Annotated in this window: 19 protein-coding genes; 7 read left to right on the top strand and 12 right to left on the bottom strand. The window is 69.8% G+C overall.

The features are described 5' to 3' along the window. Positions 1–13: 13 nt before the first annotated feature. Together QRN21_RS06325 and QRN21_RS06320 are read right to left on the bottom strand one after the other, a co-directional pair. Positions 14–838, bottom strand: a complete 825-nt coding sequence (locus QRN21_RS06325; RefSeq protein ID WP_233277247.1) for a Rossmann-fold NAD(P)-binding domain-containing protein — start codon at positions 836–838, stop codon at positions 14–16. A 4-nt stretch (positions 839–842) separates the two neighbouring features. Then, positions 843–1,403, bottom strand: a complete 561-nt coding sequence (locus QRN21_RS06320; RefSeq protein ID WP_056280685.1) for an acyl-CoA thioesterase — start codon at positions 1,401–1,403, stop codon at positions 843–845. A gap of 130 nt (positions 1,404–1,533) precedes the next feature. Here QRN21_RS06320 and QRN21_RS06315 point away from each other — a divergent pair, with 130 nt between their 5' ends. Then, entirely contained in the window at positions 1,534–2,040 is a 507-nt protein-coding gene (locus QRN21_RS06315; protein ID WP_053097837.1) for a GNAT family N-acetyltransferase, read from the top strand. A 110-nt stretch (positions 2,041–2,150) separates the two neighbouring features. On the opposite strand, the gene QRN21_RS06310 is transcribed toward QRN21_RS06315, so the two are convergent. The 3 genes from QRN21_RS06310 to QRN21_RS06300 are packed head-to-tail and all read right to left on the bottom strand — an operon-like array spanning position 2,151 to position 5,621. Beyond that, positions 2,151–3,869: a cytochrome b/b6 domain-containing protein gene (locus QRN21_RS06310; RefSeq protein WP_285363440.1), complete on the bottom strand. Its 1,719-nt coding sequence runs from the start codon at positions 3,867–3,869 to the stop codon at positions 2,151–2,153. Positions 3,870–3,871: 2 nt separating this feature from the next. Continuing rightward, positions 3,872–4,843 (bottom strand): electron transfer flavoprotein subunit alpha/FixB family protein, encoded by a 972-nt coding sequence (locus tag QRN21_RS06305; RefSeq protein ID WP_056280640.1) that lies wholly within the window; start codon positions 4,841–4,843, stop codon positions 3,872–3,874. Between the two features lies 1 nt (position 4,844). Then, positions 4,845–5,621: an electron transfer flavoprotein subunit beta/FixA family protein gene (locus QRN21_RS06300; protein ID WP_053097843.1), complete on the bottom strand. Its 777-nt coding sequence runs from the start codon at positions 5,619–5,621 to the stop codon at positions 4,845–4,847. A 133-nt stretch (positions 5,622–5,754) separates the two neighbouring features. On the opposite strand from QRN21_RS06300, the gene QRN21_RS06295 reads away from it, so the two are divergent. From QRN21_RS06295 to QRN21_RS06285, 3 genes are read left to right on the top strand one after another with little or no spacing between them, the layout of a single operon-like run. Beyond that, on the top strand, positions 5,755–6,291 hold the full coding sequence (locus QRN21_RS06295) for a MarR family winged helix-turn-helix transcriptional regulator (RefSeq protein WP_053099260.1): 537 nt from the start codon (positions 5,755–5,757) through the stop codon (positions 6,289–6,291). Between the two features lies 1 nt (position 6,292). Then, a complete protein-coding gene (locus QRN21_RS06290) occupies positions 6,293–6,763 on the top strand; it encodes an SRPBCC family protein (protein WP_053097845.1) in 471 nt (156 codons plus the stop codon). Then, positions 6,760–7,203: a YdeI/OmpD-associated family protein gene (locus tag QRN21_RS06285; protein ID WP_285363439.1), complete on the top strand. Its 444-nt coding sequence runs from the start codon at positions 6,760–6,762 to the stop codon at positions 7,201–7,203. The genes QRN21_RS06290 and QRN21_RS06285 overlap by 4 nt, the downstream gene beginning before the upstream one ends. Positions 7,204–7,324: 121 nt before the next feature. Here QRN21_RS06285 and QRN21_RS06280 read toward each other — a convergent pair whose 3' ends face one another. The 4 genes from QRN21_RS06280 to QRN21_RS06265 are packed head-to-tail and all read right to left on the bottom strand — an operon-like array spanning position 7,325 to position 11,755. Continuing rightward, a complete protein-coding gene (locus tag QRN21_RS06280; protein ID WP_285363438.1) occupies positions 7,325–8,101 on the bottom strand; it encodes an enoyl-CoA hydratase in 777 nt (258 codons plus the stop codon). 44 nt (positions 8,102–8,145) lie between these two features. After that, positions 8,146–9,048, bottom strand: a complete 903-nt coding sequence (gene mmsB, locus QRN21_RS06275) for a 3-hydroxyisobutyrate dehydrogenase (RefSeq protein ID WP_285363437.1) — start codon at positions 9,046–9,048, stop codon at positions 8,146–8,148. Then, entirely contained in the window at positions 9,045–10,226 is a 1,182-nt protein-coding gene (locus QRN21_RS06270) for an acyl-CoA dehydrogenase family protein (RefSeq protein ID WP_285363436.1), read from the bottom strand. The genes mmsB and QRN21_RS06270 overlap by 4 nt, the downstream gene beginning before the upstream one ends. Before the next feature lie 26 nt (positions 10,227–10,252). After that, on the bottom strand, positions 10,253–11,755 hold the full coding sequence (locus QRN21_RS06265) for a CoA-acylating methylmalonate-semialdehyde dehydrogenase (protein ID WP_187250695.1): 1,503 nt from the start codon (positions 11,753–11,755) through the stop codon (positions 10,253–10,255). Positions 11,756–11,924: 169 nt separating this feature from the next. On the opposite strand from QRN21_RS06265, the gene QRN21_RS06260 reads away from it, so the two are divergent. Further along, complete coding sequence (locus QRN21_RS06260) at positions 11,925–13,964, top strand: beta-galactosidase (RefSeq protein ID WP_285363435.1); 2,040 nt, start codon at positions 11,925–11,927, stop codon at positions 13,962–13,964. A gap of 69 nt (positions 13,965–14,033) precedes the next feature. Here QRN21_RS06260 and pulA read toward each other — a convergent pair whose 3' ends face one another. Further along, positions 14,034–20,066 (bottom strand): pullulanase-type alpha-1,6-glucosidase, encoded by a 6,033-nt coding sequence (pulA, locus tag QRN21_RS06255; protein ID WP_285363434.1) that lies wholly within the window; start codon positions 20,064–20,066, stop codon positions 14,034–14,036. A gap of 407 nt (positions 20,067–20,473) precedes the next feature. Then, on the bottom strand, positions 20,474–21,658 hold the full coding sequence (locus tag QRN21_RS06250; protein WP_285363433.1) for a thiolase family protein: 1,185 nt from the start codon (positions 21,656–21,658) through the stop codon (positions 20,474–20,476). A 300-nt stretch (positions 21,659–21,958) separates the two neighbouring features. Between QRN21_RS06250 and QRN21_RS06245 the strand changes: the two genes are divergently transcribed. Next, complete coding sequence (locus tag QRN21_RS06245; protein WP_285363432.1) at positions 21,959–22,546, top strand: antibiotic biosynthesis monooxygenase; 588 nt, start codon at positions 21,959–21,961, stop codon at positions 22,544–22,546. Positions 22,547–22,854: 308 nt separating this feature from the next. On the opposite strand, the gene QRN21_RS06240 is transcribed toward QRN21_RS06245, so the two are convergent. Next, positions 22,855–23,754: a LysR family transcriptional regulator gene (locus QRN21_RS06240; RefSeq protein WP_285363431.1), complete on the bottom strand. Its 900-nt coding sequence runs from the start codon at positions 23,752–23,754 to the stop codon at positions 22,855–22,857. A 93-nt stretch (positions 23,755–23,847) separates the two neighbouring features. Here QRN21_RS06240 and QRN21_RS06235 point away from each other — a divergent pair, with 93 nt between their 5' ends. Continuing rightward, positions 23,848–24,513 (top strand): type 1 glutamine amidotransferase domain-containing protein, encoded by a 666-nt coding sequence (locus QRN21_RS06235; RefSeq protein ID WP_056280614.1) that lies wholly within the window; start codon positions 23,848–23,850, stop codon positions 24,511–24,513. Positions 24,514–24,761 lie beyond the last annotated feature (248 nt).

Raw genomic sequence — 24,761 nt, 5'->3', positions numbered from 1 at the left:
GAGGTGGAACCGCTCAGAGCGCGGCGATCATCTCGTCGTATCCCTCGCGGAACGTCGGGTAGTCGAGATCGCCGAGGAACTCCTGCAGCAGATGCCCGTCGAGCACCGTCCCGCCGCCGACCTCGGGGTCGAGGTGCGGCGGCGGCTCGACGCCGAGCCGGGTGGCGATATGCGCGACCACGTCCCCGAGCAGCACCGGCTCCCGATCGACGGCGTGGATCAGCGGTGGCGCGGAGTCGGCGCGCAGCATCGCCTCGAGCAGCCGCACGAGGTCCGTCTCGTGGATCCGGTTCGTGCGACGCGTGTGGTCGACCGGTGCCGCCTCTCGCACCCGTCGGATGAGGAAGTCGCGTCCCGGGCCGTAGATGCCGGCGGGCCGCACGATGCGGGCACCGAACAGCTCCATGGCCAGCTGCTCGCCCTCGACCAGATCGCCGCCTCGCTCGCTCGAGACCCGCGTCGCGTCGCGCTCGGTCAGCGGTGTCTCGCCAGGACGCCCCTCGAACACGCGCGTCGATGACACGAACACGACCCGCTCCGGCATCGACGGCAGGGCCTTCGCGAGCCCGCGCAGCGCCGGTGGATAGATCGAGTCGCCCTCGGTGCTGGGCGGCAGCGTGATCACGACCGAGTCGAAGGCCGGAAGGTCACGGTCGAGCGGATGCCGCAGATCCGCCTCGATCGTCGGGAAGGGCAGCTCCCCCGCACTCCGGCGCATGGCCGTGACCTGCGCGCCCTGCTCGACGAGCCGCTCGCCGAGTCGCACGCCGAGCTTGCCGCATCCCACCAGCAGCACCGAGCCCGGTGCGCGCGTCTCGAGACCCCACGGATCGGTCACGGCGTCAGTTCCACACGCTCGGCGCGGAGGTGCGCACGGGAGGCAGAGCGGATGCCGCGGCCCAGTCGTGCACCCACGGATCGATCTCGGGCACGCCCTCGGGCTTGCCCACTGCGGCGAACAGCTCTTCGTTGCTGACCGTGCCTCCGGTGCGGCGCAGCATCCGCGAGCGCACGATCACCCGCGCGTAGATCTCGCCGCCGACGACGGCTCGGTGCTCGAGGAACACGGCCTTGTCGTCGTGTCCGATGAACCGGGACTGCACCTCGAACCGCTGCCAGAGCTGCAGGGACTTGCGGAAGGTGACGGTCTCGCTCGACACGACGGCGTACCAGCCGCGCTCGTTCATCGCGTCGAACAGCCCCGTGCGGATCAGCAGGTCCCAGCGACCGAGGTCGAACAGCGACAGGTAGCGACCGTTGTTCATGTGGCGCAGGATGTCGATGTCGGTGGGGAGCGTCGTCAGTGTGATGCTGCTGACGGAGCCCGCGTCGAGGGTCTTGCCTCGCCGCACGCGGCGACGGGCGGAGAGGATCACGAGGAGAGTGCGCCAGATCACGTTCACGAGCACTGATCGTAGCCAGCGACGAACGATTCGCGAACATCGTTGTGCGATGTCTCCAGCGGCATATCGGTGCTGCGGGAACGCTTCCGTTCGATTTCCTCTTCGCGGACCCCGCGCGTAGAGTCGCGATATGAGCGCCGAAGCCCAGCCTGAAGTCATCGTCCGTCCGGTCCGTGATGTGGATGCGGAAGCCCTGGGTCGCGTGCACGCGCAGTGCTGGCACGAGACCTACGACCACCTGATCAGCAAGGCAGCCCTCGAGAAGGTCTCGCCCCGCCGCATGGCCGAGCTGTGGACGCACTGGGCCTCGCAGGGCCCCGAGTTCACCATGCGCGCCGCGCTCGTCGACGGAGAGATCGTCGGGTTCGTCGGCTCCGGCCCCGCCCGCGACAAGGACGCCCCGGCGTTCCGCGAGCTGTACTTCATCTACCTGCTCGACGCGTACCACTCCACGGGCATCGGCCAGAAGCTGTTCGACGCCGCCGTCGAGAAGGACGAACCTCTCTACCTGTGGGTCGCGGAGGACAACCCCCGCGCCCACCGCTTCTACACGCGCAACGGATTCACGCTCGACGGCGCCAGCCACACCGAGCCGTTCCTCGGCGAGACGCTGACCGAGGTGCGCTTCGTGCGCTGAGCCCGCGCCTCGTGGCCCTCGCGCTCACGTTTTCGCATGAACGGCCCCCTGCCTCAGGCAGGGGGCCGTTTCGCTGCGTCGGAAGCGGTCTGGGCTGAATCGTGGACGCGTCAACGTCCGGAGACGGTGCCGAACAGCTTCGCGATCGGGGCGATGACGAGCGGCCGGGCGGCGACCCAGCCGAGGGCGATCACCACCAGGGATGCCACGAAGACCCAGAACCCAGTCCAGCCGACGGCATCCGAGGAGGCGTACATGTGGTTGAGGTTGCGCAGGAACCCGGTGAGGAACACCAGCGCGACGTGTCCGATGATGAACACCACGAAGTAGATCATGATCGGGAAGTGCAGCGCGCGGGCCCACTCGATCGGGTAGGCCTTCGAGAGACGCTCGGCCTTCTTCGGCCACATCCCCGACATGCGGAACCCGGTCGCCGCCGCCAAGGGAGCCGCGACGAACACCGTGACGAAGTAGGCCAGCTGCTGCAGGCTGTTGTAGTTTACCCAGCCGTGTTCGGTCGGCCAGTCGAACGACACGTACTGCAGCGCGGCCGACAGCGCGTTGGGGATGACCTCCCAGCTCGTCGGCACGATGCGCGCCCAGTGTCCGGTGACGAACAGCAGCACCACGAAGATCACGCCGTTCACGAGCCAGAGGATGTCGAGCGCCTGGTGGAACCAGATCGTCAGGCTGACCTTGCCCTTGGGATCGTTGCGCGGGGTCCAGAACGCGGTCGGGCGCTTCTCGTTGCGGATGCGGAGGCCCGACCGGATGATCAGCACCATCAGGAACACGTTGAAGAAGTGCGCCCAGTTGGTCCACGGGGCGAATCCCGGTTCGACGGCGACGGCCGGCTCGTATTCGCCGGGGAACGCGGCGAGGAAGTCCTGCATGAACGGGAAGCTCAGCAGCGCCCGCACGAACGCCACGGCAGCGGCCGCCAGGATGCCGAGCGCCGCGGCGCCGAGGAGGACGGCGATCGCCTGGGTCCAGGTCGGCCGAGGTCGGTCGGATGCCGGAGCGGTCGCCGTGACGTGCCGAGGCGCACTGCCGTTCCAGACGGTGCGGGGAGCGGGCAGCGGGATCGAAGGATCCCCGAGCGCGAACGCGGCGGCGGTGGCGACGGCCGTGGTGGGTGCGGATGCCGGAGCGGCGGCCGGTGCGGATGCCGCGACCTCGGGGGCTCCATCCGCGGAGGCATGGGCATCCGCGGCTGCCGGGGCGTCCGCGGCAGCCGGGGCATCGACGGCGATGGAGGAGGCCGCGTCCGAGGCGACTGCGATCAGCGGAACGGTATCCGCCGGGGGCCACGGATCTCCGCCTGCGACTCGCGGCAGACCGCGACGCACGGATCCCGTCTGCGCGACGACCGGGGCCGACTCAGGCGTCGGCTCGTCGAGCGTGGACGGCGAGGCGGACAGGGTCGGCACGTCTGCCGCGGCGTCGGTGGCAGCATCCGCCGGCTCCGGCGTCGAAGACGATGTCCGCGCCGCGGCAGCGCCTGCGCCTGCGCCTGCGACAGCCGCCACGCTCGCGGGAGGCCACGGTTCGCCACCCGGCGTGCGCGGAAGGCCCCGGCGAAGAGACGCGCCACTCGCCGCAGACGGCACCGCGTGCTCGACGACCGAGGACTCGGGCTCCGGCACGGTAGCCACCGGAGCGGCAGCCGCCGGGGCGGCCTCCTCCGACTCATCGAGCGAGGTCGACGGCGCCGAGAGCGGCGATGCGTGCTCGGCATCCGCAGGCGCCTCAACGGCGATGTCGCCGGGAGGCCACGGCTCGCCGCCGGGAACGCGCGGGAGCCCGCGCCTGAGCATCCGCGTCGCCATGGCTACTTCTTCCGCGCCTCGAGGGCCGCGATCACCTGCGGGACGATCGTGAACAGATCGCCGACGATGCCGAAGTCGGCGACGTCGAAGATCGGCGCCTCGCCATCCTTGTTGATCGCGACGATGTTCTTCGCCGTCTGCATGCCCGCGCGATGCTGGATCGCACCCGAGATGCCGAGGGCGACATACAGCTGCGGCGAGACCGAGACGCCCGTCTGACCGACCTGATGCGACTGGGGGATGTAGCCGGCGTCGACCGCCGCGCGCGAGGCGCCGACCGCTGCGCCGAGAGCGTCGGCGAGCTCTTCGACGAGCACGAACTTCTCCTTCGAGGCGAGGCCGCGACCACCCGAGACGACCCTCGTGGCGCCGCGCAGCTCAGGCCGCGTCGACGTGGACTCGACGGCCTCGACCGCGCCGACGGTCGCCCCGACGGTGCCGGATGCCGACACGGAGAGCGCGTCGATCGTCGGCGACTCCACCGCCTCGGCTCGCGCGTCGACCGCGCCCTGACGCACCGTGATGACCGGTGCGCCGAACGTGGGAGCCGAGTCGGTGAGGTACGCGCCTCCGTAGACGGAGTGGTGGGCGACGATGCCCTCGTCATCCCTCGAGAGGCCGACGGCGTCGACCGACAGCGCCAGCTTCGCGCGCACGGCGAACCTCCCGGCGACATCGCGTCCGCTGATCGAGTTCGAGATCAGCACAGCATCCGGCCGCACCTGCTCGAAGGCCGCGTGCAGTGCATCGACGATCGGCACGGTGAGCACTGACGGGTCGCCGTCGGCCGTGAGCACGACCGACGCTCCGGCCGCGGCGACCTGAGCCGCCGCGTCTGCGGACCCTCCGACGACGAGCGCGACCGGAGCGCCGACGGTCGAGGCCGCGCCGATCAGTGCCGCCGTGCTGCTGGCGGGGTTGCCCGCGGGGTCGAGGTCGACGAGGACGAGGATGGGGTTCTCGGGGTAGGTCATGTCACACCAGCCTGTTCTGCACGAGGTACTCGACCAGCTTCTCGGCGGCATCGCCCTCATCGACGATCTTCACGCCGGCCGCGCGCGGCGGCTTCTCGGCGACCGACGTCATGATGGTGCGGGGTGCGGCCGCCGGGTCCGCGGAGACACCGAGGTCGTCGAGGGTGAGCACCTCGAGCGGCTTCTTCTTCGCCGCCATGATGCCCTTGAAGTTGGGGAAGCGCGCGTCGGGCAGTGCCTCGGTGATCGAGATCACCGCCGGGAGGGATGCCGAGATCGGCTGCGCTCCGGCATCCGCCCCTCGGGTTCCGGTGATGCCGTCCGAGGAGATCTCGACAGAGGTCAGCGCCGTCGCCTGCGCCCACCCCAGGTGCTCGGCGAGCATCGCCGCCATGACGCCGCCCGAGCCGTCGGTCGACAGGTTGCCGGTGATCACCAGGTCGGGTTCGCCGCGACGGATCGCCGCGGCCAGCGTCTCGGCAGTGAGGCCGAGGTCGGCCCCCGCGAGCTGCTCGTCGGCGATGTGCACTGCGGAGCCTGCGCCGATCGCGAGCGCTCGGCGCACCGATGCCGTCGAGCCGCCAGGAGCCATCGCGACCGCGACCACCTCGGTGCCCTCGTTCTTGTCGGCATGGCTCAGCGCGACCTCGAGCGCGCGCTCGGTGATCTCATCGAGCACCACGTCGCCGGCACCTCTGTCGGCGAGGCCGGTCTCGAGGTTCAGCTTGCGGTCGCCATAGGTGTCCGGCACCTCTTTGACCAGGACGAAGATCTTCATCGATTGCTCCTCACGACTGCGTCGATTCTAGTCCCTTGATACTGAGTTCCACCCGACGAGCGACTGAGGACCACCAGTCGTCTCCCGGGTGCCGGGTCCCGGCTGCGGCGACGCGATGGCCTACCGTAGAACCGTGAACCGACCGCGTCCGCTGCCCGTCGATCCGCTCGCCGAGGCGAAGCGGCAGTGGCTCGCGCACGGATGGACCGATGCCGCCGACGGCATGACCGTCGTCACCTCCGTCATGCGCGCGCAGCAGCTGCTGCTCGCGCGGGTCGACGCGACGCTCAAGCCCTTCGCGCTCAGCTTCGCCCGATACGAGATGCTCCGTCTGCTGGCGTTCAGCCGGTCGGGCCGACTGCCGCTGTCGAGCGTCGTCGCCCGACTGCAGGTGCACGCGACGACCGTCACGAGCACCGCGGAGCGCCTCGTGCGCGACGGACTCATCGTGCGCGAACCGCACCCGCACGACGGCCGTGCGGCACTGCTCGCCCTGACCGAGTCGGGCCGAGAACTGGTCGCTCGCGCCACGGACGCCCTGAACGCCGATGTCTTCGCCGACCCGGGGATGAGCCGCGAGGATGCCGCCGAGCTCGTCGCGATCGTCGCCCGCATGCGCAAGGCCGCCGGTGACTTCACCGACCCCAGGCCGCAGCCCGAGCCGCTCTGACATGGCCGCGTTCGTGCTCGAGACGGTCATCGCCGCACCGCGTGAGACGGTGTTCGCGGTCGCTCTCGACCCCGGGATGCACCTGCGGTCGATGGCGCGATACCGGGAGACCATGATCGAGGCTCCCGCCGGCGGCGTGTTCACGGAGGGGTCGACCGTCACGTGGCGAGCACGGCACTTCGGCATCCCGTTCCGGCTGCGGACGATCGTGTACGACGTCGACCCGCCCCGTGGGTTCCGCGATCGGCAGCTCTCCGGGCCGTTCGGAGCGTTCGAGCACGAGCACGTGTTCGAGGAGCATCCGCAGGGAACCCTGGCCCGCGACACGATCGTCTTCCACTCGCCGTTCGGTCCGATCGGACGCCTCGTCGACCGTCTGATCCTTCGCGAGTACATGCGACGCCTGATCGAGGAGCGCAACGCCCACCTGGCATCCGAGGCCGAGGGACGCGGGCGTACACTGCCCGCATGAGCGAACTGCGCCTGCACACGATCCTCGAAGGCCGTGGCCCCGCCGCCGCGATCATCCTCACCGACGAGCAGGTCGCCTCGTTCGGAGCGGGGAAGGCGTTCCCCGTCGCGGTCACGATCGGAGGACGCACCGCCCGTCTGCGCCTGGCCCGGATGGGAGGTGCGAACATGATCGGCTTCAGCAAGGCTGTGCGCACCGACCTCGGCGTCGAGATCGACGAGGAGGTCGATGCGGTGATCCGGCTGGATGCGGCCGAGCGCACTGTCGAGGTGCCCGCCTCCCTCGCGGAGGCGCTCGACGCCGACACCGCGCTGCGCGCCGCCTTCGACGCGCTCCCCTATTCCGTGCGCAAGGAGCACGCCCGCTCGGTGGCGGAGGCCAAGCAGGATGCGACCCGCGAGCGGCGCGTCGCGAAGATCGTCGACGCGCTGCGCGGCTGAGGTCTCCCGCCGCCTGCGTGCAGGCTCTGCTCCATGACTCCGGAGATCCGAGGGGGCTCGGGCTTGCCGGCGGGTGCTCGGCACGGAACGGGCGCGGTCCTCCGGAGTTGTGGAGCGGCGCTCAGCGGTTCTGGAAGTCGGGCGCACGCTTCTCCCGGAAGGCGGACATGCCTTCCTTCTGGTCTGCGGTGTCGAACAGCTCGGCGAACGCCCGCTTCTCGTGGGCGAGGCCATCGGCGAGCGTCGTCTCCATCGCCGCGTCGAGCGCGGCCTTCGCGGCGAACACCGACGGCAGCGATTTCGACGCGATGGTCTCGGCGAGCCTCGTAGCCTCGGCGAGGAGGTCGGATGCCGGCACGACGCGCGACACGAGGCCGGAGCGCTCCGCCTCCTCGGCGCCCATGAACCGACCGGACAGCACGAGTTCGGCCGCCTTGTAGTAGCCCACGGCGCGGATGAGCCGCTGCGTGCCGCCCATGCCGGGAATGACGCCGAGGTTGATCTCGGGCTGCCCGAACTTCGCGGTGTCGGCGGCGAGGATGATGTCGCACATCATCGCGAGCTCGCATCCTCCCCCGAGTGCGAACCCCGAGACGGCGGCGATCACGGGCGTGCGCACCGCCGCGAACTCATGCCAGACGCCGAAATGATCGGTCTCGAGGATCTCGGAGGCCGACATGCCCTCCATCTCCTTGATGTCCGCGCCGGCGGCGAACGCCTTCTCAGACCCGGTCACGACGATGGCGCCGACCCCGTCGTCGAGGTCGAAGGCCACAGCGGCCGCGGTGACCTCGTCGGCGAGGCGACTGTTCAACGCGTTGAGCGCCTCGGGGCGGTTCAGGGTGATCCACCCCACACGTCCGCGCTGCTCGACCAGGATCGTCTCGTATTCCGTCATCGTGAAGGCCTCTCCGTCGTGGTCATCTCAGTATCTCGCGCGGCTCACACGCTGCCGTCGCGGATGTCGGTGATGATGCCGGAGAAGTCGCGGGTCGCGCCGTCGCCCGCAGCGAAGGCGGCGTAGAGCTGCTGGGCGAGCCGCCCCATCCGCGCGTCGGTCGACGTCTGCTCGATCGCCTGCAGCGCGAGCCCGAGATCCTTCGCCATCAGAGCACCGGCGAAGCCCGGCTGGTAGTCGCGGTTCGCCGGGCTCGTCGGAACGGGGCCGGGCACGGGGCAGTTGGTCGTGATGGACCAGCACTGACCGGACGCCTGCGACACCACGTCGAACAGCGCCTGGTGCTCGAGCCCGAGCCGCTCGCCGAGCACGAATGCCTCGGCCACCGCGATCTGCGAGACGGCGAGCACCATGTTGTTGCACACCTTCGCGGCCTGGCCGAGCCCCGACCCCCCGCAGTGCACGATGCGCGTGCCCATGATCTCGAGCACCGGCAGTGCGGCGGCGAAGTCCTCGTCCGAGCCGCCCACCATGAACGCGAGCGTGCCGTTCTCGGCACCGACGACGCCGCCGGACACCGGGGCGTCGACATTGCGATGCCCCGCGGCGAGCGCGAGCGCGTGGGCGGCACGGGCCTCGTCGACCGCGATCGTCGACGACTCGATGAACAGGGTGCCGGGGCGGGCTGCGGCGAGCAGCTCGGTGCGGTACGCGTCGATCACGTGCCTTCCCGCCGGGAACATCGTGATGACGACGTCGGCGTCGGCGACGGCATCCGCTCCGCTGGCCGCGACGGGGATGCCGGCGGCCCGCGCCGTCTCGATCGCCGCGGGCACCAGGTCGAACCCGTGCACCTCGTGCCCTGCGGCGACGAGGTTCTTCGCCATCGGCAGCCCCATGTGGCCGAGTCCGAGGAAGGCGATCCGGACGCTCGACGACTCGCTCATGATGCGCTCCGCATCGAGGCGGATCCCGCCGGTCGCAACATCTCGCGCCCGACGATCAGGCGCATGATCTCGTTCGTGCCCTCGAGGATCTGGTGCACCCGCAGGTCGCGCACGACCTTCTCGATGCCGTAGTCCTGCAGGTAGCCGTAGCCGCCGTGCAGCTGCAGCGCGCGGTTGGCGACGTCGAATCCGGCATCCGTCGCGAAGCGCTTGGCCATCGCGCATCGCATCGTGGCATCCGGGGCGTGCTCGTCGACCGCCAGCGCCCCGTCGGTCACCATGAGGCGAGCGGCCTGCAGGTCGGTGCGCATGTCGGCGATCGCGAACAGGATCGACTGCTTCTCGGCCAGCGGCTCGCCGAACGCCACGCGCTCGTGCACGTACTGCACCGCCCGATCCAGGGCCCACTGGGCACCTCCGATGGAGCAGGCCGCGATGTTGAGGCGACCGCCGTTGAGCGCCGACATCGCGATCGCGAAGCCACGGCCCTCGTCGCCGAGCATTCCGGATGCGGGGATGCGCACGCCGTCGAGGATCACCTGACGGGTGGGCTGGGCGTGCCAGCCCATCTTCTTCTCGGGCGCCCCGAAGCTGAGTCCCTCGGCATCGCCGGGAACGAGGAAGGCGCTGATGCCCCGGGCTCCCGGCTCGCCGGTACGGGCCATCACCACGTAGACGGCGGCCTCGCCGGCACCCGAGATGAACTGCTTCACGCCGGTGAGGAGGTAGTCGTCCCCGTCGCGCACCGCGCTCGTGGCGACGTTCGCGGCATCGGATCCGACGCCCGGCTCGGTCAGGCAGTAGCCGCCGAACTCCTGCATGGCGGTGAGGTCGGGCAGCCAGCGGCCGCGCTGTGCATCGTCGCCGTAGGTGTCGATCATCCACACCACCATGTTGTGGATCGAGATGTAGGCGGCGACCGCGGGATCGCCCTTCGCGAGCTCTTCGAAGATCGCCACGGTGTCGGAGCGGCTGAGGCCCGTGCCGCCGAACTCCTCGCTCACGTAGATGCCGCCGAGGCCCAGCTCTCCGGCCTTGCCGAGCGACTCGCGGGGGAAGATGTGCTTCTCGTCGCGCTCGGCGGAGAAGGGTGCGAGCTCGTTCTCGGCGAACTCGCGGACGGCGTCGAGAATGGCCTCGCGCTCTTCGGCGGTGGTGGTGACGGTGGTCATTGTCATGTCGATTCCTTGTGGGCGTCGCGAGGTCAGTGCATGGTGGGGATCACGAAGCTGGCGCCGTCGCGGATGCCGGCCGACGGCCAGCGGCTCGTGACCGTCTTGGTCTTCGTGTAGAAGCGGAAGGCATCGGCGCCGTGCTGGTTGAGGTCGCCGAACCCGCTGCGCTTCCAGCCGCCGAACGTGTAGTACGCGATCGGCACCGGGATCGGCACGTTGACGCCGACCATCCCGACCTCGACCCGTGCGGCGAAGTCGCGTGCCGCGTCTCCGTCGCGCGTGAAGATCGCGACGCCGTTGCCGTATTCGTGCTCGGATGCCATGCGCAGCGCCTCCTCGTAGTCGGCGGCGCGGGCGATCACGAGCACCGGTCCGAAGATCTCCTCGCGGTAGATCGCCATGTCGGTGGTCACGTCGTCGAACAGCGTCGGTCCGAGGTAGAAGCCCTGCTCATGACCGGGCACCGTGAAGCCGCGACCGTCGGCCAGGAGGGTCGCGCCCTCGTCGACCCCCTGCTGGATGTACCCCTCCACCCGCTCGACGGCAGCCCGGGTGACGAGTGGCCCGTAGTCGACGTCGGAGGCGAGGGACGGGCCGATCCGCAGCTGCGCCACGCGCTGGGTGAGCTTGGCGGCGAGAGCATCCGCCGTCTCCTGGCCGACCGGCACCGCGACCGAGATCGCCATGCAGCGCTCGCCCGCCGATCCGTATCCCGAGCCGATCAGCGCGTCGACGGCCTGGTCGAGGTCGGCGTCGGGCATGACGATCATGTGGTTCTTGGCGCCGCCGAAGCACTGCGCGCGCTTGCCGTGCGCGGCCGCCGTCGAATAGATGTACTCGGCGATCGGTGTCGAGCCCACGAAGCCGACGGCGCGGATGCGGTCGTCGGTGAGCAGCGCGTCGACGGCCTCTTTGTCACCGTGCACGACGTTGAGGACCCCGGCGGGCAGCCCCGCCTCGAGGAACAGCTCGGCGATGCGCACCGGCACCGAGGGGTCGCGCTCGCTGGGCTTGAGCACCACGGCGTTGCCGGCGGCGAGGGCGGGGCCCGCCTTCCACAGGGGGATCATCGCCGGGAAGTTGAACGGGGTGATCGCCGCCACCACTCCGAGCGGCTGCCGCATCGAGTAGACGTCGATGCCGGCGCCGGCACCCGTCGAGTACTCGCCTTTGAGCAGGTGCGGCGCGCCCGCGGAGAACTCGATGACCTCGAGACCCCGCTGGATGTCGCCCTTCGCATCGTCGACCGTCTTGCCGTGCTCGCTCGCAAGCAGCTCGGCGAGCTCGGTCATCTCGCGCTGCACGAGATCGAGGAAGCGCAGCAGCACCCGTGCGCGCTTCTGGGGGTTGGTCGCCGCCCACTCGACCTGCGCGGCCTCGGCGTTCGCGATCACATCGGCGACCTCGTGCGCGGAGGCCAGCGGCACGCGCGCCTGGACGGATCCCGTGCTCGGATCGAACACGTCGGCGAAGCGCCCTCCCTCGGGGGTGAGGTGCTTTCCGCCTACGAAGTGGGGAATGGTACGAGTCATTGTGCGATGTCCCTTCGCGCCGTCGTTGGCACTATGACGATGGTACTTCGGCATCCGCATATTTACTAGGGCGTCCTTGCAGTTGCGAAAGCACGCCGGACGACTGTGCTGGAAAGCGCTTCCCCGCTAGGGTCGAGAGAGCAGGCCGAACACCCGACCCAGGAGACTCATGCACTACGGCGCCGACTACAACCCCGAGCAGTGGCCGCGAGAGGTCTGGCCGGACGACGTCCGGCTGATGCGCGAGGCCGGCGTGACGCTCGTGAGCCTGGGGATCTTCTCGTGGTCGCGCATCCAGCCGGCCGAGGGCGAGTTCGACTGGGAGTGGCTCGACGAGATCATCGGGCTGCTGCACGAGGGCGGCATCCAGGTCGACCTCGCCACCGCCACCGCATCCCCGCCGCCGTGGGCCTCGACCGCCTACCCCGAGATGCTGCCGCAGGATGCCGACGGCTCGACGTTCTGGCCCGGCAGCCGCCAGGCGTTCGCGCCCTCCTCTCCCGTCTACCGTCGCCTCGCGGCCGAACTCGTCACCGCTCTCGCGGAGCGCTACGCGCAGCATCCTGCCGTCGTGCTGTGGCACGTCAACAACGAGTACGGATGCCATCTGCACTACGACTACTCCGACGCCGCGCGCGACGCGTTCCGCGCGTGGTTGCAGCGCAGGTACGCGACGATCGACGCCCTCAACCACGCCTGGGGCACGGACTTCTGGTCGCAGCGCTACACCGCCTTCGATCAGATCGTGCCGCCGCGCAAGGCGCCGTACAGCATCAACCCGACCAGCGTGCTGGACTTCAAACGGTTCACCTCCGACACCCTGCTCGAGCTGTATGTGATGGAGCGCGACATCATCCGCGCCGCGGGAGCGACCCAGCCGATCACGACCAACTTCATGGGCGCGTTCCCGCCGGCCGACTACTGGAAGTGGGCGGCCGAGGTCGACGTGATCAGCGACGACAACTACCCCGATCCCAACGACCCCCAGTCGTTCCGCGGGGCCGCGTTCGCGCGCGAGCTGATGCGCGGCCTCAAGCCCGGGGTGCCCTGGATCCTCACGGAGCAGTCCACCAATGCCCTGAACTGGCGTCCCACCAACGCCCCGAAAGCACCCGGTCAGATGGCGGCGATCAGCGCGCAGGCGGTGGGCCGAGGCGCCGACGGGATCATGTTCTTCCAGTGGCGGCAGTCGCGCCGCGGCAGCGAGAAGTTCCACTCGGCGATGGTGCCGCAGGCCGGGCTCGACACCCGCACCTGGCGGGAGGTCGTCGAGCTGGGCGGACAGCTCGCGCAGCTCCCCGAGATGCCGGACGTCTCGTCGGGGGCGAAGATCGCTCTCGTCTTCGACTGGGAGAACTGGTGGGCGATCGACGGGCGCGACCACCCGATCGTGCTCGACTACCTGACGCTCTCGCACCGCTGGCATGCGGCGCTGCATCGGCAGAACCTCGCGGTCGACATCGTGAACACGACGAGCGATCTCCGCGGCTATTCACTCGTGGTCGCGCCTCAGCAGTATCTGCTGAGCGATGAGGGCGCCGCGAATCTCACGGCGTATGTCGCGCAGGGCGGCAACCTGTTCGTCTCGGCGTTCAGCGATGTCGTCGACCAGGACGACGCGTTCCGCGAGGGCGGCTTCATCGTCTCGCTGCGGGACGCGCTCGGCGTCGCGCTCGAGGACTTCGGGGCGCTGGTGCCGCCCGAGTCGGTGCGATCGGCCGACTCGGCCGGAGAGGTCGCGAGCCACGCCGTGCCCGACGGGCCGGGCCAGTCGGAGGCGCCAGTGGACGGCCCCGCGGGGACGATCGTCGGCCAGTACTTCGCGGAAGAGCTCCTCGTGCAGGATGCCGAGGTGCTGGGTCGCTTCACCGAGGGTCGCACCGCCGGGCGAGCGGCGTTCACCCGCAAGGCCTTCGGGGACGGCAACGGCTACTACCTCGCGACGATCCCGGACGACGCCGGCATGGCAGCCGTGCTGCGCTGGCTCGCCGTCGAGGCGGGAGTGACCGCCGAGATCGAGGGCCTTCCCGAGCACGTCGAGATCGCACGCCGAGGCGGCATCCTCACCGCCATCAACCACAGTGCGGAGCCGTTGGCGGTCGATGTGCCCGGCCGCGATGTGCTCACGGGGTCGACCGCGGCGCGCCGCGAGCTCGGTGCATACGGCTGGGCGTTCATCGACACGAGCGGGGTCGACGCGCGGGACTGAGCACGCGAGGACGGACGCGGTCGCGCGAGTCGAGGGGTGCGGCGCGCGGCCGCACCCCTCGCCTCGACCTCAGTAGACGATCACCGGGAGGCTGCGCGTGCTGCGGGAGTCCTGCCACGGCTCCGTGCCGTCGAAGCGGACCGTGAGCAGGTGCACCCCACGGCTCAGCTTCGGCACCGAGACGGTGACCCTGCCCTTGTCGGAGGGAGCCAGCTCGACCGTGGCGACGATCTTGCCGCGTTCGTGCACCGTCACCGTGCCCACCGGCGCGCTGCCGTCGTCGGCCGCCACGGTGACCTTCACGGTGGCGCTCTTGCCCGACTTCACCAGCAGGTCGGAGGAGGCGCGCACCCGCGTATCGATCGGCTGCACCTGGTCGTCGACCAGCACGGCGACCGACCGGGCGGGGATCGTCACGGTGCCGGTCGCGGCGTCCCAGGTCGTGGTCTTGACCACGGCATCCGCTCCGTTCGCCTGAGCCGGGGTCAGCGCGAACGAACGCCCGGCCAGCCCCGCGACGGTCTGCGTGACCGGCGCAGGAGAGGAGTTGAACGCGACGAGCGCCCCGTCGAGATCGGCGTCGGCGTCGGGACCCATCAGGTCGTCGATCTGCATCAGGATCACGCCCGGAGCCGCCCCCGCCCCGCCGTTCGGGAACGTGACCTTCTGCTGGATCAGCTCGGCCGAGCCGAGCCGCAGCAGATCGACCTCGTCGCGGATGCGCAGCAGATCGAGAGCGGATGCCTCTGCGGCCGCCATGTCGGCCGCGGCCGGCTTGAGCGCAGGATCGGCGAGCAGCGGCGCCATGATCGGCCACTTCTCCTCGTTGTCCGCCGCGGTCGGCAGCCCCGAGCCGAACGTCGACTCCTGACCGGTCCAGTCGATGCGGTTGAACCAGTCACCGGAGTTGTAGCTGTTGCGATCGAGGGACTTCGACCGCAACAGCTCGGTGCCTGCATGCCAGAACGACGGCGACTGCGAGAGCGTCACAGTCGCGAGCTCCAGCGTGTTCATCCGCACGCGGTCGGCCATCGTCGTGTCGACCGGGAGCTTGAGCACCGAGAGGTCGTAGAGCGTCTCGTTGTCGTGCGCATCGACGTAGTTGATCGTCTCGTCCGGCTGATCGGCATAGCCCGCCGCGGAGCCGCGATAGTCGATCGCCTCTCCCGCCGTCACCGAGCCGTCGCTCGTCGTGAACTCGAAGTCGCGCAGATTGCCCGCCAGCCCGAGCTTGACGAGATCGGTCTCGTGGCCGAGGTCGGCGAGCGCCTGCTCGACCGTGCCGTTGATCGGATCGCCGTTCGGGTCGGTGCCGAGACCGGTGCCGAAGCCCTGACGGAACGTCGACGACGAGTCGACCGGGCTGCCGCCGTACACGGCGTCGCGCAGGCGGTCGTTGAACGTGCCGATGCCGGTGCCTCCCAGCTGCCCCTGGGTGGCCTGCTCGAACAGCGCATCGTCCGCCACCTCGCCGAAGTTCCAGCCCTCGCCGTACAGATGGATCGCCGAACCGTCGACGCCGTCCTTCGCGAGGGTCAGGGCGTCGAGCGCGTCGCGGATCGCCTGCATGTTCGTCGTCGAGTGGTGGCCCATGAGGTCGAAGCGGAAGCCGTCGACCTTGTAGTCGCGCGCCCAGGTCACGATCGAGTCGACCATGAGCTTCTGCGCGGCGAGGTGCTCGGTCGCGACGTTCTGGCAGCACGTCGAGGTCTCGACGCCGCCGGCCGCGTTCAGCCGGTGGTAGTAGCCGGGCACGACCTGGTCGAGCACCGACTTCTCGGCCTGACCGGATGCCGCCGTGTGGTTGAACACCTCATCGAGCACGACCTGCAGGTCCATGTCATGGAGAGCGCCGACCATCGACCGGAACTCGCTGACCCTGGCGCCGCCGTCGGCGTCGACCGCGTACGAGCCCTCTGGCGTCGAGTAGTGGTACGGATCGTAGCCCCAGTTGAAGCCGTCGGCATCCGCGACCGCCTGGATGCACGCCTGCTGTGCCGCGTCGGCCGGGCCGAACGAGGCGAGGTCGCAGTCGGGCACCGCCTGCGCTGCGCGGTCCTCCTCGATCGAGGCGATGTCGAAGGAGGGCAGCAGGTGCACGGTGTTGATTCCGGCATCCGCGAGCTGCTTCAGCTGATCGGTGCCCGCGCTGTCGCGGGTGAACGCCAGGTACGTGCCGCGCTCGTCGGCCGGAACCGTCTCGTCGCTGATCGAGAAGTCGCGGATGTGCAGCTCGTAGATCGCCCGGTCGACCGCGCGCTCGACGACCGGCGCTTCGGCCTTCTGCCACTGCTTCGGCTGCCAGGCCTTGTCGTCGAGGTCGATGGCGACCGAACGCCGCGAGTTCAGAGTGAGCGCCGTCGAGTAGGGATCGGTGACCCGGTTCGTCTCGATCGCACCGGTCGTCGGCGCATAGACCACGACCTCCCACAGGAACTCGTCGCCCTTGAGATCCTTGGCGCCCGCGACCGACCAGACGCCGGACGCCGCATCCCACGTGGCCTCGTGCCGAGCGGGGTCGCCCTCGGCGCCCTCGTCCCAGGTGAGAAGGGTCGCGCTCTGCGCCGTCGGCGCCCACAGCCGGAACGTCGGCTTCTTGCCCGAGAACGTCACGCCCAGGTCGACGTCGTCGAGGGCTGCGGCATAGAGATCGTCGAGAACCCCGGCGATCTGCACGCCGGTGAATGCGGAGGGCGCACCCGTCTCGTCACGCTGGACGACCGCGAGCTGCGCGCGCAGCAGTGCCGCCGCATCGGCATCCGTCACCCGCAGGGCGAGGTATCCGTCGAGCGCGGGGAACCGGGCGAGCTGCTCGTCCGTCAGGCCGCCCTCGATCACCTCGAGCGCGATCGACTCGCCACCCGCGATGTCGCCGTCTGCCACCGCGAGCGAGGCGTCCGCTGAGGAGTACAGCTGATAGGCGGCCTTGTCGACAGACCCGAGAGTCGCCGGCCAGGCGATCGTCTCGGCGTCGACCCACTGTGCGCGCTGCTCTCCGGCGCCGGGGAGCTGCGGGTCCGCGCTCACGACCTCGAGGACGTGCGTCGCCAGCGTGTAGCGGAACGACGTCACGCTGCCCTCGGCCGCGCTGAACGAGATGTTCGCGCCGCCCGGCACTCCGTCGGCGCCGTAGTTCTCAGCCCAACTCAGGCCGTGCGCCACCTTGAGCTCGTAGGCTCCGGTGGGGAGTTCGGCGGTCGAGAACTCGTAGACGCCATCGCGGTCGCCGTCGGCCATGAGGGTGCCGAGGCAGTCGGGAGACCAGTCCGCCGCGCAGCCGAGCTCGTCCTGCAGAGAGCCTGGCAGCGTCACGATGGGTCCGTCGGCCGAGGACTGCACGATGTTCGTGCGCGGGTCGAAGTAGAAGGTGATCGGCCCGCCCGCGTGGGTGAGCGTGACGTTCGAGCCGTCCGGCACACCGTTCGCTCCGTAGTTGACGGCCCAACTGCCGTTGATCGCCGCCTTGTACTCGTAGTCGCCGGCCGGCAGATCGAAGGTCCCCTCCCATACGCCGTCGGCGCGCAGGGTCAGCTTCGCCTTCTCGCAGGCAGGGTCCCAGTCGCCCGCACAGCCCATCTCGGAGTTGAGACTGCCGGGCACGGTCACCATGTCGATCGGAGACTCGGGCTCCTCGCCGGCCGTCAGCGTCACGGCGTTGCCGACCGACGCGTACGTCGAGGCTGCGGCGTGGTTGCCCGCGGCATCCGTCGTCACGGCCCGGTATTCGACGAGCGTGCCGTTCGCGAGATCGCGGATGTCGTGGAAGACGCGGGGGTCGGTGTCCTCCGCGGTGCCGAGCGCCTGCCACTCCTCGGAGCCGACGACGCGCCAGGCGAAGCTCGTCTGCGCCCACTGATCGGCGATGTCGGCCTGCACGGCGGACTGTCCGGTGACACCGGCTCCGGCGGCGGGCACGACGACCTCGACGGATGCCGCCTCGGACGGCGCCGTGACGGTCGAGTCGGCCTTCCAGACCACCGCCGACAGAGCCGGCACCGTGATCGAGGCGGCCGCACCGGCATCCGTGGCGAGGGACGCCGCGTCACCGTAGAGCACCTCGTACGAGGCGTCGGCGGTCAGCGTGGTGAGGTCGACCGTCTGCGCGGTGGCGGCGTTGTTCACGGCCACCAGGTATTCGACCTTGTGGTCGGCATCCACGCGGGAGAACGCGTACACACCAGCACCGGACGCCGCGTACCGCTCGATCTGCGCGCCCTCGCTGAGCGCGGGGTTCGACTCCCGGAGCTCTGACAGCGCGGCGATGTGCTCGTAGAGCGCGGCATCCGTCGCATAGCGGTCGACCGAGCCGGCCTGCTCACCGGTGATGAGGTTCTGATTCGCGTAGTCGGCGACCTGGGTGGCGAAGAGCGACTGCCGGGCGTCCTTGTCGCCGCCGGGGCCGGCGAAGCCCTGCTCGTCGCCGTAGTAGACGACCGGCTGACCCCGGGTGAGGAACATGAGCTCGTGCGCCAGCTCGTCGCGCTCGAGCGGAGCATCCGTCGTCTGGAGGAAGGATCCGACCCTGCCCATGTCGTGGTTGCCGAGGAACGTGGGCAGTGCCGTCGCCGACGAGTCGGGTGTCGTGTAGCGATCGTCGCCCGCGAACAGGGACTGCAGGCCCTTGGCCGAATTGCCCGACGCGTAGCTGACGGCGGAGGACTGGAACGTGAAGTCGAGGATCGAGTTCATGTCGGTGTCTCGCACGTACGGTGCGAGCTTCACGGGGTCGGCGTCGTAGACCTCGCCGAACATGAAGAAGTCCTCGTTGCCCTTCTCGTGCGCGTAGTCGAGGACGTCGGCCGTCCATTTCTCCCAGAACTCGAAGTTCACATGCTTGACGGTGTCGATGCGAAAACCGTCGATGCCGAGGTCGATCCACTTGTCGTAGACCTCGACGAAGCCGTTGACCACCGTCGGGTGCTCGGTCATCAGGTCGTCGAGTCCGCTGAAGTCGCCGTATGTGACCGACTCCCCCGACCAGGTCGAGTCTCCGCGGTTGTGATAGAGCGACGGGTCGTTCAGCCAGGCCGGCACCTTGACGTCGGCCTCGCTGTCGTCGATCACCGGCGTGTAGGGGAAGCTCGTCGCCGGGTCGAGTTCGGGGAACCCGTCGGTGCCCGCGTGGTCGGCCGGGTCGAACGCCGTGCCAGCGGCATCCGTGTAGGGACTCGTCGCCTGGTCGATGTAGGAGTACTGCCCCTCGGCGTAGTCGATGACGTCGGCGGTGTGGTTGGTGATGATGTCGAAGTACACCTTGATGTCGCGGGCGTGCGCGTCGGCGATCAGGGCCTGCAGCTCCTCATTGGTGCCGAGGTGCGGGTCGATGCGGGTGAAGTCGGTGATCCAGTAGCCGTGATAGCCGGCCGAGGCGTTGGCGCCCTCACCCTGCACCGGCTTGTTGGCGAAGCTCGGCGTCAGCCAGATCGCCGATGTGCCGAGCCCCTCGATGTAGTCGAGGTTCTCGCGGATTCCGGCGATGTCGCCGCCCTGATAGAAGCCCTTGTCCGCGGGGTCGAAACCGGTGGTGAGCCGGTCGCCCTCGAGACCGCCGGTGTCGTTGGCCGTGTCGCCGTTCGCGAAGCGGTCGGTCATCACGAAGTAGAACTGCTCGCCGGCGCCCGCCTGTCGGGCCGGGCTCGCGATGAGCGCCTCATCGTCGGAGGTGTAGCCGCCACGCAGGTCGGTGGACTCGAGCCCGACGCGCTTGAGCGTGTCGTCGAACGTGAAGCGGAGGGTTGTCGGGCCGGCCACCGTCAGAGGGATGTCGTCGGCCCCGCCGTCGAGCCCGTACGCCTCGTCCCAGCCGTCGTTCACCGCGACTTTGTACTGCCACGTGCCCGCAGGGACCTCGAACTCGGCGGAGTAGATGCCCTCGGCGCCCGTGGGCTCGAGCTCGGTCTCGGTGCAGTCGGGCGCCCAGTCCGCCGCGCAGCCGAGCTCGGACTGCAGCGAGCCCACGAGAGCCACGGTGCGATCGGCCGCCGCGGCGGATGAGCCGCCGAGAGCGCCGGCCGCGCCGAAGCCCGAGACGACGAGCGCGGTGGCGGCGAGTAGAGCGAGCGGACGTGAAGCGGTCGTCTTCGACCGAGCCGACTTGAACAAATGATGCTCCCTGATGGCGGCGGACACGACGACGTGTCCGGAGGCTTGCGAGTGAAGCTAGCAGGGCGGGCTCCATGACTGCAAGCGCTTGCAGCTGCGTTCTGGCGAAAAGTCAGGGGTGTGAGTACTGCTGATGGCCTTAAGTCGCAAACGCTTCCAGGATCGCGAATCCCGGGTGAGGAGGATTTCTCGCCGCGTTCACCGCCCGGACACCTTCGCCGACTACAACTGCAGATGCGCGGACACAGACTCAGACCGGATCGGGTAGTCACGTCATCCGCGCATACGGTGAGCGTCTGCTCCCGAAGAGACCCCCGCCGAATCGGGTCGGCGGGGGTCTTCTCTGTCTTGTCCGGCGAACATCGACCCGGCAGGGGCACAGCGGATGCCGGGTGACGGATGCCGGCCTACAGCCGTTCGATGATCGTGGCGTTCGCCATGCCACCGCCCTCGCACATGGTCTGCAGTCCGAAGCGGCCGCCGACCGCGTCGAGGTGGTCGATCAGGGTGCCGAGCAGGCGGGTGCCCGACGAACCGAGTGCGTGCCCGAGGGCGATCGCACCTCCGCGCGGGTTGAGCTTGGCGGCATCCGCCCCGAGTTCCGCGGCCCAGGCGAGGGGCACCGACGCGAAGGCCTCATTGACCTCGTAGGCGTCGAGGTCATCGATCGTGAGTCCGGTGCGTTCGAGAATGCGCCGCGTCGCGGGGATCGGGCCGGTCAGCATCATGAGCGGATCGTCGCCGACCACCGTGAACGCGTGGAACCTCGCCCGCGGCGTGAGTCCCAGCTGTTCGGCACGCTCGGCGCTCATCACGAGCGCAGCGGATGCTCCGTCGGTCAGCGGCGAGGAGTTGCCGGGAGTGATCCGCCAGTCGACGTCCGGGAATCGGGCGGCAAGAGCGTCGGTGCGGAACGCGGGGTTGAGTCCCCCGAGCGCCTCGGCCGTCGTCCCGGCGCGCACGGTCTCGTCGCCCGCGGCATCCGGAGCCTCGGCGACCGGAATGACGGTGCGGTCGAAGAATCCCTCGTGCCACGAGGCGGCCGCGCGGCGGTGCGACTCGGCGGCGTACGCATCCAGCGCTGCGCGATCGATGCCCCAGCGCTGGGCGATCAGCTCGGCCGAGACGCCCTGGTTCACGAGTCCCTCGGGGTAGCGCTCACGCAGGCGAGGCGACATCGGCGACCCGCCGGCCGCAGACGATCCGAGCGGCACCCGACTCATCGACTCGACGCCGCCGACGATGACCGCGTCATACGCGCCGGCCATGATCCCCTGCGCGGCGAAATGCATGGCCTGTTGGCTGGACCCGCATTGGCGGTCGATCGTCGTCGCGGGGATCGACTCGTCGAAACCCGCGGCGAGCACAGCCTGCCGCGCGATGTTCGACGACTGGTCCCCCACCTGACTCACGCAACCGAGCAGCACGTCGTCGATCTGCCTCGACTCGAGCCCGCTGCGCTCGAGTATCGCGGCGAGAGCACCCGCCGCGAGGTCGACAGGATGCACACCCGAGAGCGCGCCGCCCGGCTTGCCGCGTCCGACGGGAGTGCGGACGACATCGATCAGGACGGCTTCGCTGCGCGTGCTCATGCCTCCTATTCTCGCCCTGTCGCGGAGTGCGGGGACGGATGCCGCGTCGCTGCCCTGCGCCAGCCTCGGCCATGCGCGCCCGCGACGGCCGGATTCCCGGCATCCGGCCGTCGCAGGCGCATTCGGCCTTCTGAAGCACCCGGCACCCGGCACCCGGAGATGCCGTCTTCGCGCGCGGCGAAAAAGACCGGCGACACCCGGCATCCGAAATACAATCGAACACGCGCCCGCACCCCGGCGCATCCCCCACCGTCGAGGCGCCCGTGACCCGGGCGATCCGCTCTCTCCGAGGACCCCACCATGTCCAGCGAACCCATCACCGTCTCCATCCGCCGCGAGGTCGACCCCGAGCATGTCGCCGCCGCCACCGCCTGGGTGCAGACCGGCGTGAATCTGGCGCACCGATACCCGGGGTTCCTCGGATCCGGCTGGGTGCGCGACGGCGAGGACTCGCATATCTGGCACATGCTGTACCGCTTCTCCGACGAGAAGTCGCTTGTGGCGTGGGAGCAGTCGGGCGAGCGCGAGTGGTGGAAGTCGACCGGCGAGCAGTTCGTGCGCAGTGAGCGCGTGCGCCGCCGCACGGGCATCGAGGGCTGGTTCGACGAGCCGACCACCGACACCATCACCCTCCCCCGCGCTGACGGCTCGACGACCACCGTCGCGATGGTCAGCACTCCGCCGCGGTGGAAGCAGGCCGTGTCGATCTGGCTCGGGTTCTTCCCGCTGAACCTCGCCTTCACCTATGCGCTGAGCCCTGTGCCCGGCTGGAACGAGCTGCCGATCTGGCTGCGCGTGCTCGCGACGACCGTCGTGCTCACGCCGATCATGACCTACTGGGTGCTGCCCTGGGTCACACGCACGCTGCGCCACTGGCTCAACCGCTGAGGCTCGGTCGCCTCTGCCGCATCGGGTCTGCCGCACCTGCCGTGTGCGATCCGTCCGTGAGGTCGTGCGTCCGTGAGGTGCGTGCATGAGGTGCGTGCGTCCGTGGGGTGCGGCATCCGTCCGTCGTGTGCGTTCGGCGCGCGAGCGGCCGCACATCTGTGAGGCCGGGCAGTGCATCTGTGCGGGGCCACTACCGCATCCGAATCGGGCGTTTCCGATGCGAAACTGACCCCGCACCGAATGGTGGATGCGAAACTGACCCCGCACCGGACTCCAGATGCGAAACTGACCCCGCACCGCCACCGCCGTCAGAGGTCGGCGACGGCGGCGCGCAGCGCCTTCTCCACGGCCGCGACCCCGTCGGACAACGGACCCGGTCGCCGCACGAGATACAGCGTGTTAATCGGCGGGTCCTGGGTGGGTCGCAGGTCGACGAGTCTGCCATCGGCGAGTTCGTCGGCGATCAGATAGGTCGGCAGGGCGGTGACGCCCGCCCCCGCAACCGCAGCGGCGGCGAGCGCGCGCAGGTCGGGGAAGACGAGAGCCGGTTCCCGGTCGAGACGGATGCCGAACACGTGGCGCCAGTACCGTCGGACGATCGGGACGTCTCGGTCGTATGCCAGCAGAGGTACGTGCGCGAGCGCGTCCGGCGAGAGGGCCGGAGACGGGTCGATGCTCAGCGACGGCGAGGCCACGAGCACGAATTCCTCGTCGAACAGCGGCATGCTCGGCAGCGTGCGTCCGCGAGGACGCACGGCGGAGATCACCAGCTCGAGGCTGCCGACCCTCAGCTGATCGAGCAGGTCGTCGGCCAGGCCCGTGGTCACCGCAAGCCGCAGTCCGCCGGCCACAGCACTCGCGAGAGCCGGGGCGGCGACGGCGGCCAGGAACTCCCCCGCCCCGCCGAGGCGGATGACCGGCGGTTCGAGGGCCGGGTGGGTGCCGAGAGCATCCGCCAACGCGTCGAGCGGGCCCGAGAGCCGCGCGGCGAGCTCGTCGGCTCGGGGCGTCGGACGGATGCCGCGGGCATGACGGACGAACAGCGGCTCGCCGACGCTCGCCTCCAGCGCCTGCAACTGCGTCGTGACCGACGACTGCGCGAGTCCGAGCCTGCGCGCCGCCGCCGACACCGACCCGGATCGGTGCGCGATGAGGAAGGTGCGCCACAGCCCCAGGTCGGGCAATCCATCGGAATTCCGATTACTCATATCGGCAATCTATCGGAATCGTTCGTCGCGGCGGGCCGTTGTCCTGGATATCGCATCCGCACGGCATCCGTCGTCCGAACCTTGGGAGCATCCATGTCATCCGTCCTCTTCGTCGTCTCCGGCGCCCGCACCTGGACTCTGTCCGACGGCACCGAGCACCCCACCGGCTACTGGGCCGAAGAGCTGCTCGCCCCCTATCGCCTGCTCACTGCCGCGGGGCACGACGTGGTGTTCGCGACACCCGGCGGTGTCGAGCCGGTCGCCGATGCGTCGAGCCTCGGCGACGGGGATGCCGCGGCGCTCGCGGAGATCCCGGGGCTCAGCACTCCCCTGGTGCTCGCCGATGTCGACGGCGCCGCCTACGCGGCCGTCTACTACCCCGGCGGGCACGGACCGATGCAGGACCTCGCTGTGGATGCCGATTCGGCGGCGCTCATCTCGGCGACCGTCGCGGCGGGACGTCCACTGGCCGCGGTGTGCCACGGACTCGCGGCTCTGCTGCCCGCACGCGATGCTGCGGGCGAGCCGCTCGTCGCCGGACGGCGCATCACCGGATTCTCCGACGAGGAGGAGCGCCTCGGAGGGCTCGCGGACCGCGCGCCGTTCCTGCTCGAGACCTCTCTGCGCGAGCTCGGCGCCGACATCGACGTGACCGACCCGTGGAGCGATCACACGATCGTCGACGGACTGCTCATCACCGGCCAGAACCCGCAGTCGTCGGCATCCGCAGCCCGGGCCCTGGTCGCGGCACTCGCCTGATCGGAGAGGCGCGGTGCGCAGCCGCGACATCCGTCACCCGCACCCGCACCCGCACCCTGCGTGCGGGGCCAGTTGCGCACCGGAAACGCCCCATTCGGATGCCGAACTGGCCCCGCACCGAGTCCCGGATGCCGAACTGGCCCCGCACCGAGTCCCGGATGCCGAACTGGCCCCGCACCGGGTCCAGGGTGCCGAACTGACCCCGCACCGGGTCCCGGATGCCGAACTGGCCCCGCATCGGCGCCACG

This window comes from Microbacterium sp. LMC-P-041 (assembly GCF_030209555.1).
GTDB lineage: Bacteria > Actinomycetota > Actinomycetes > Actinomycetales > Microbacteriaceae > Microbacterium.
The sequence above is the reverse complement of the archived record's forward strand: the minus strand, read 5'-3'. Positions and strand labels throughout refer to the sequence as shown.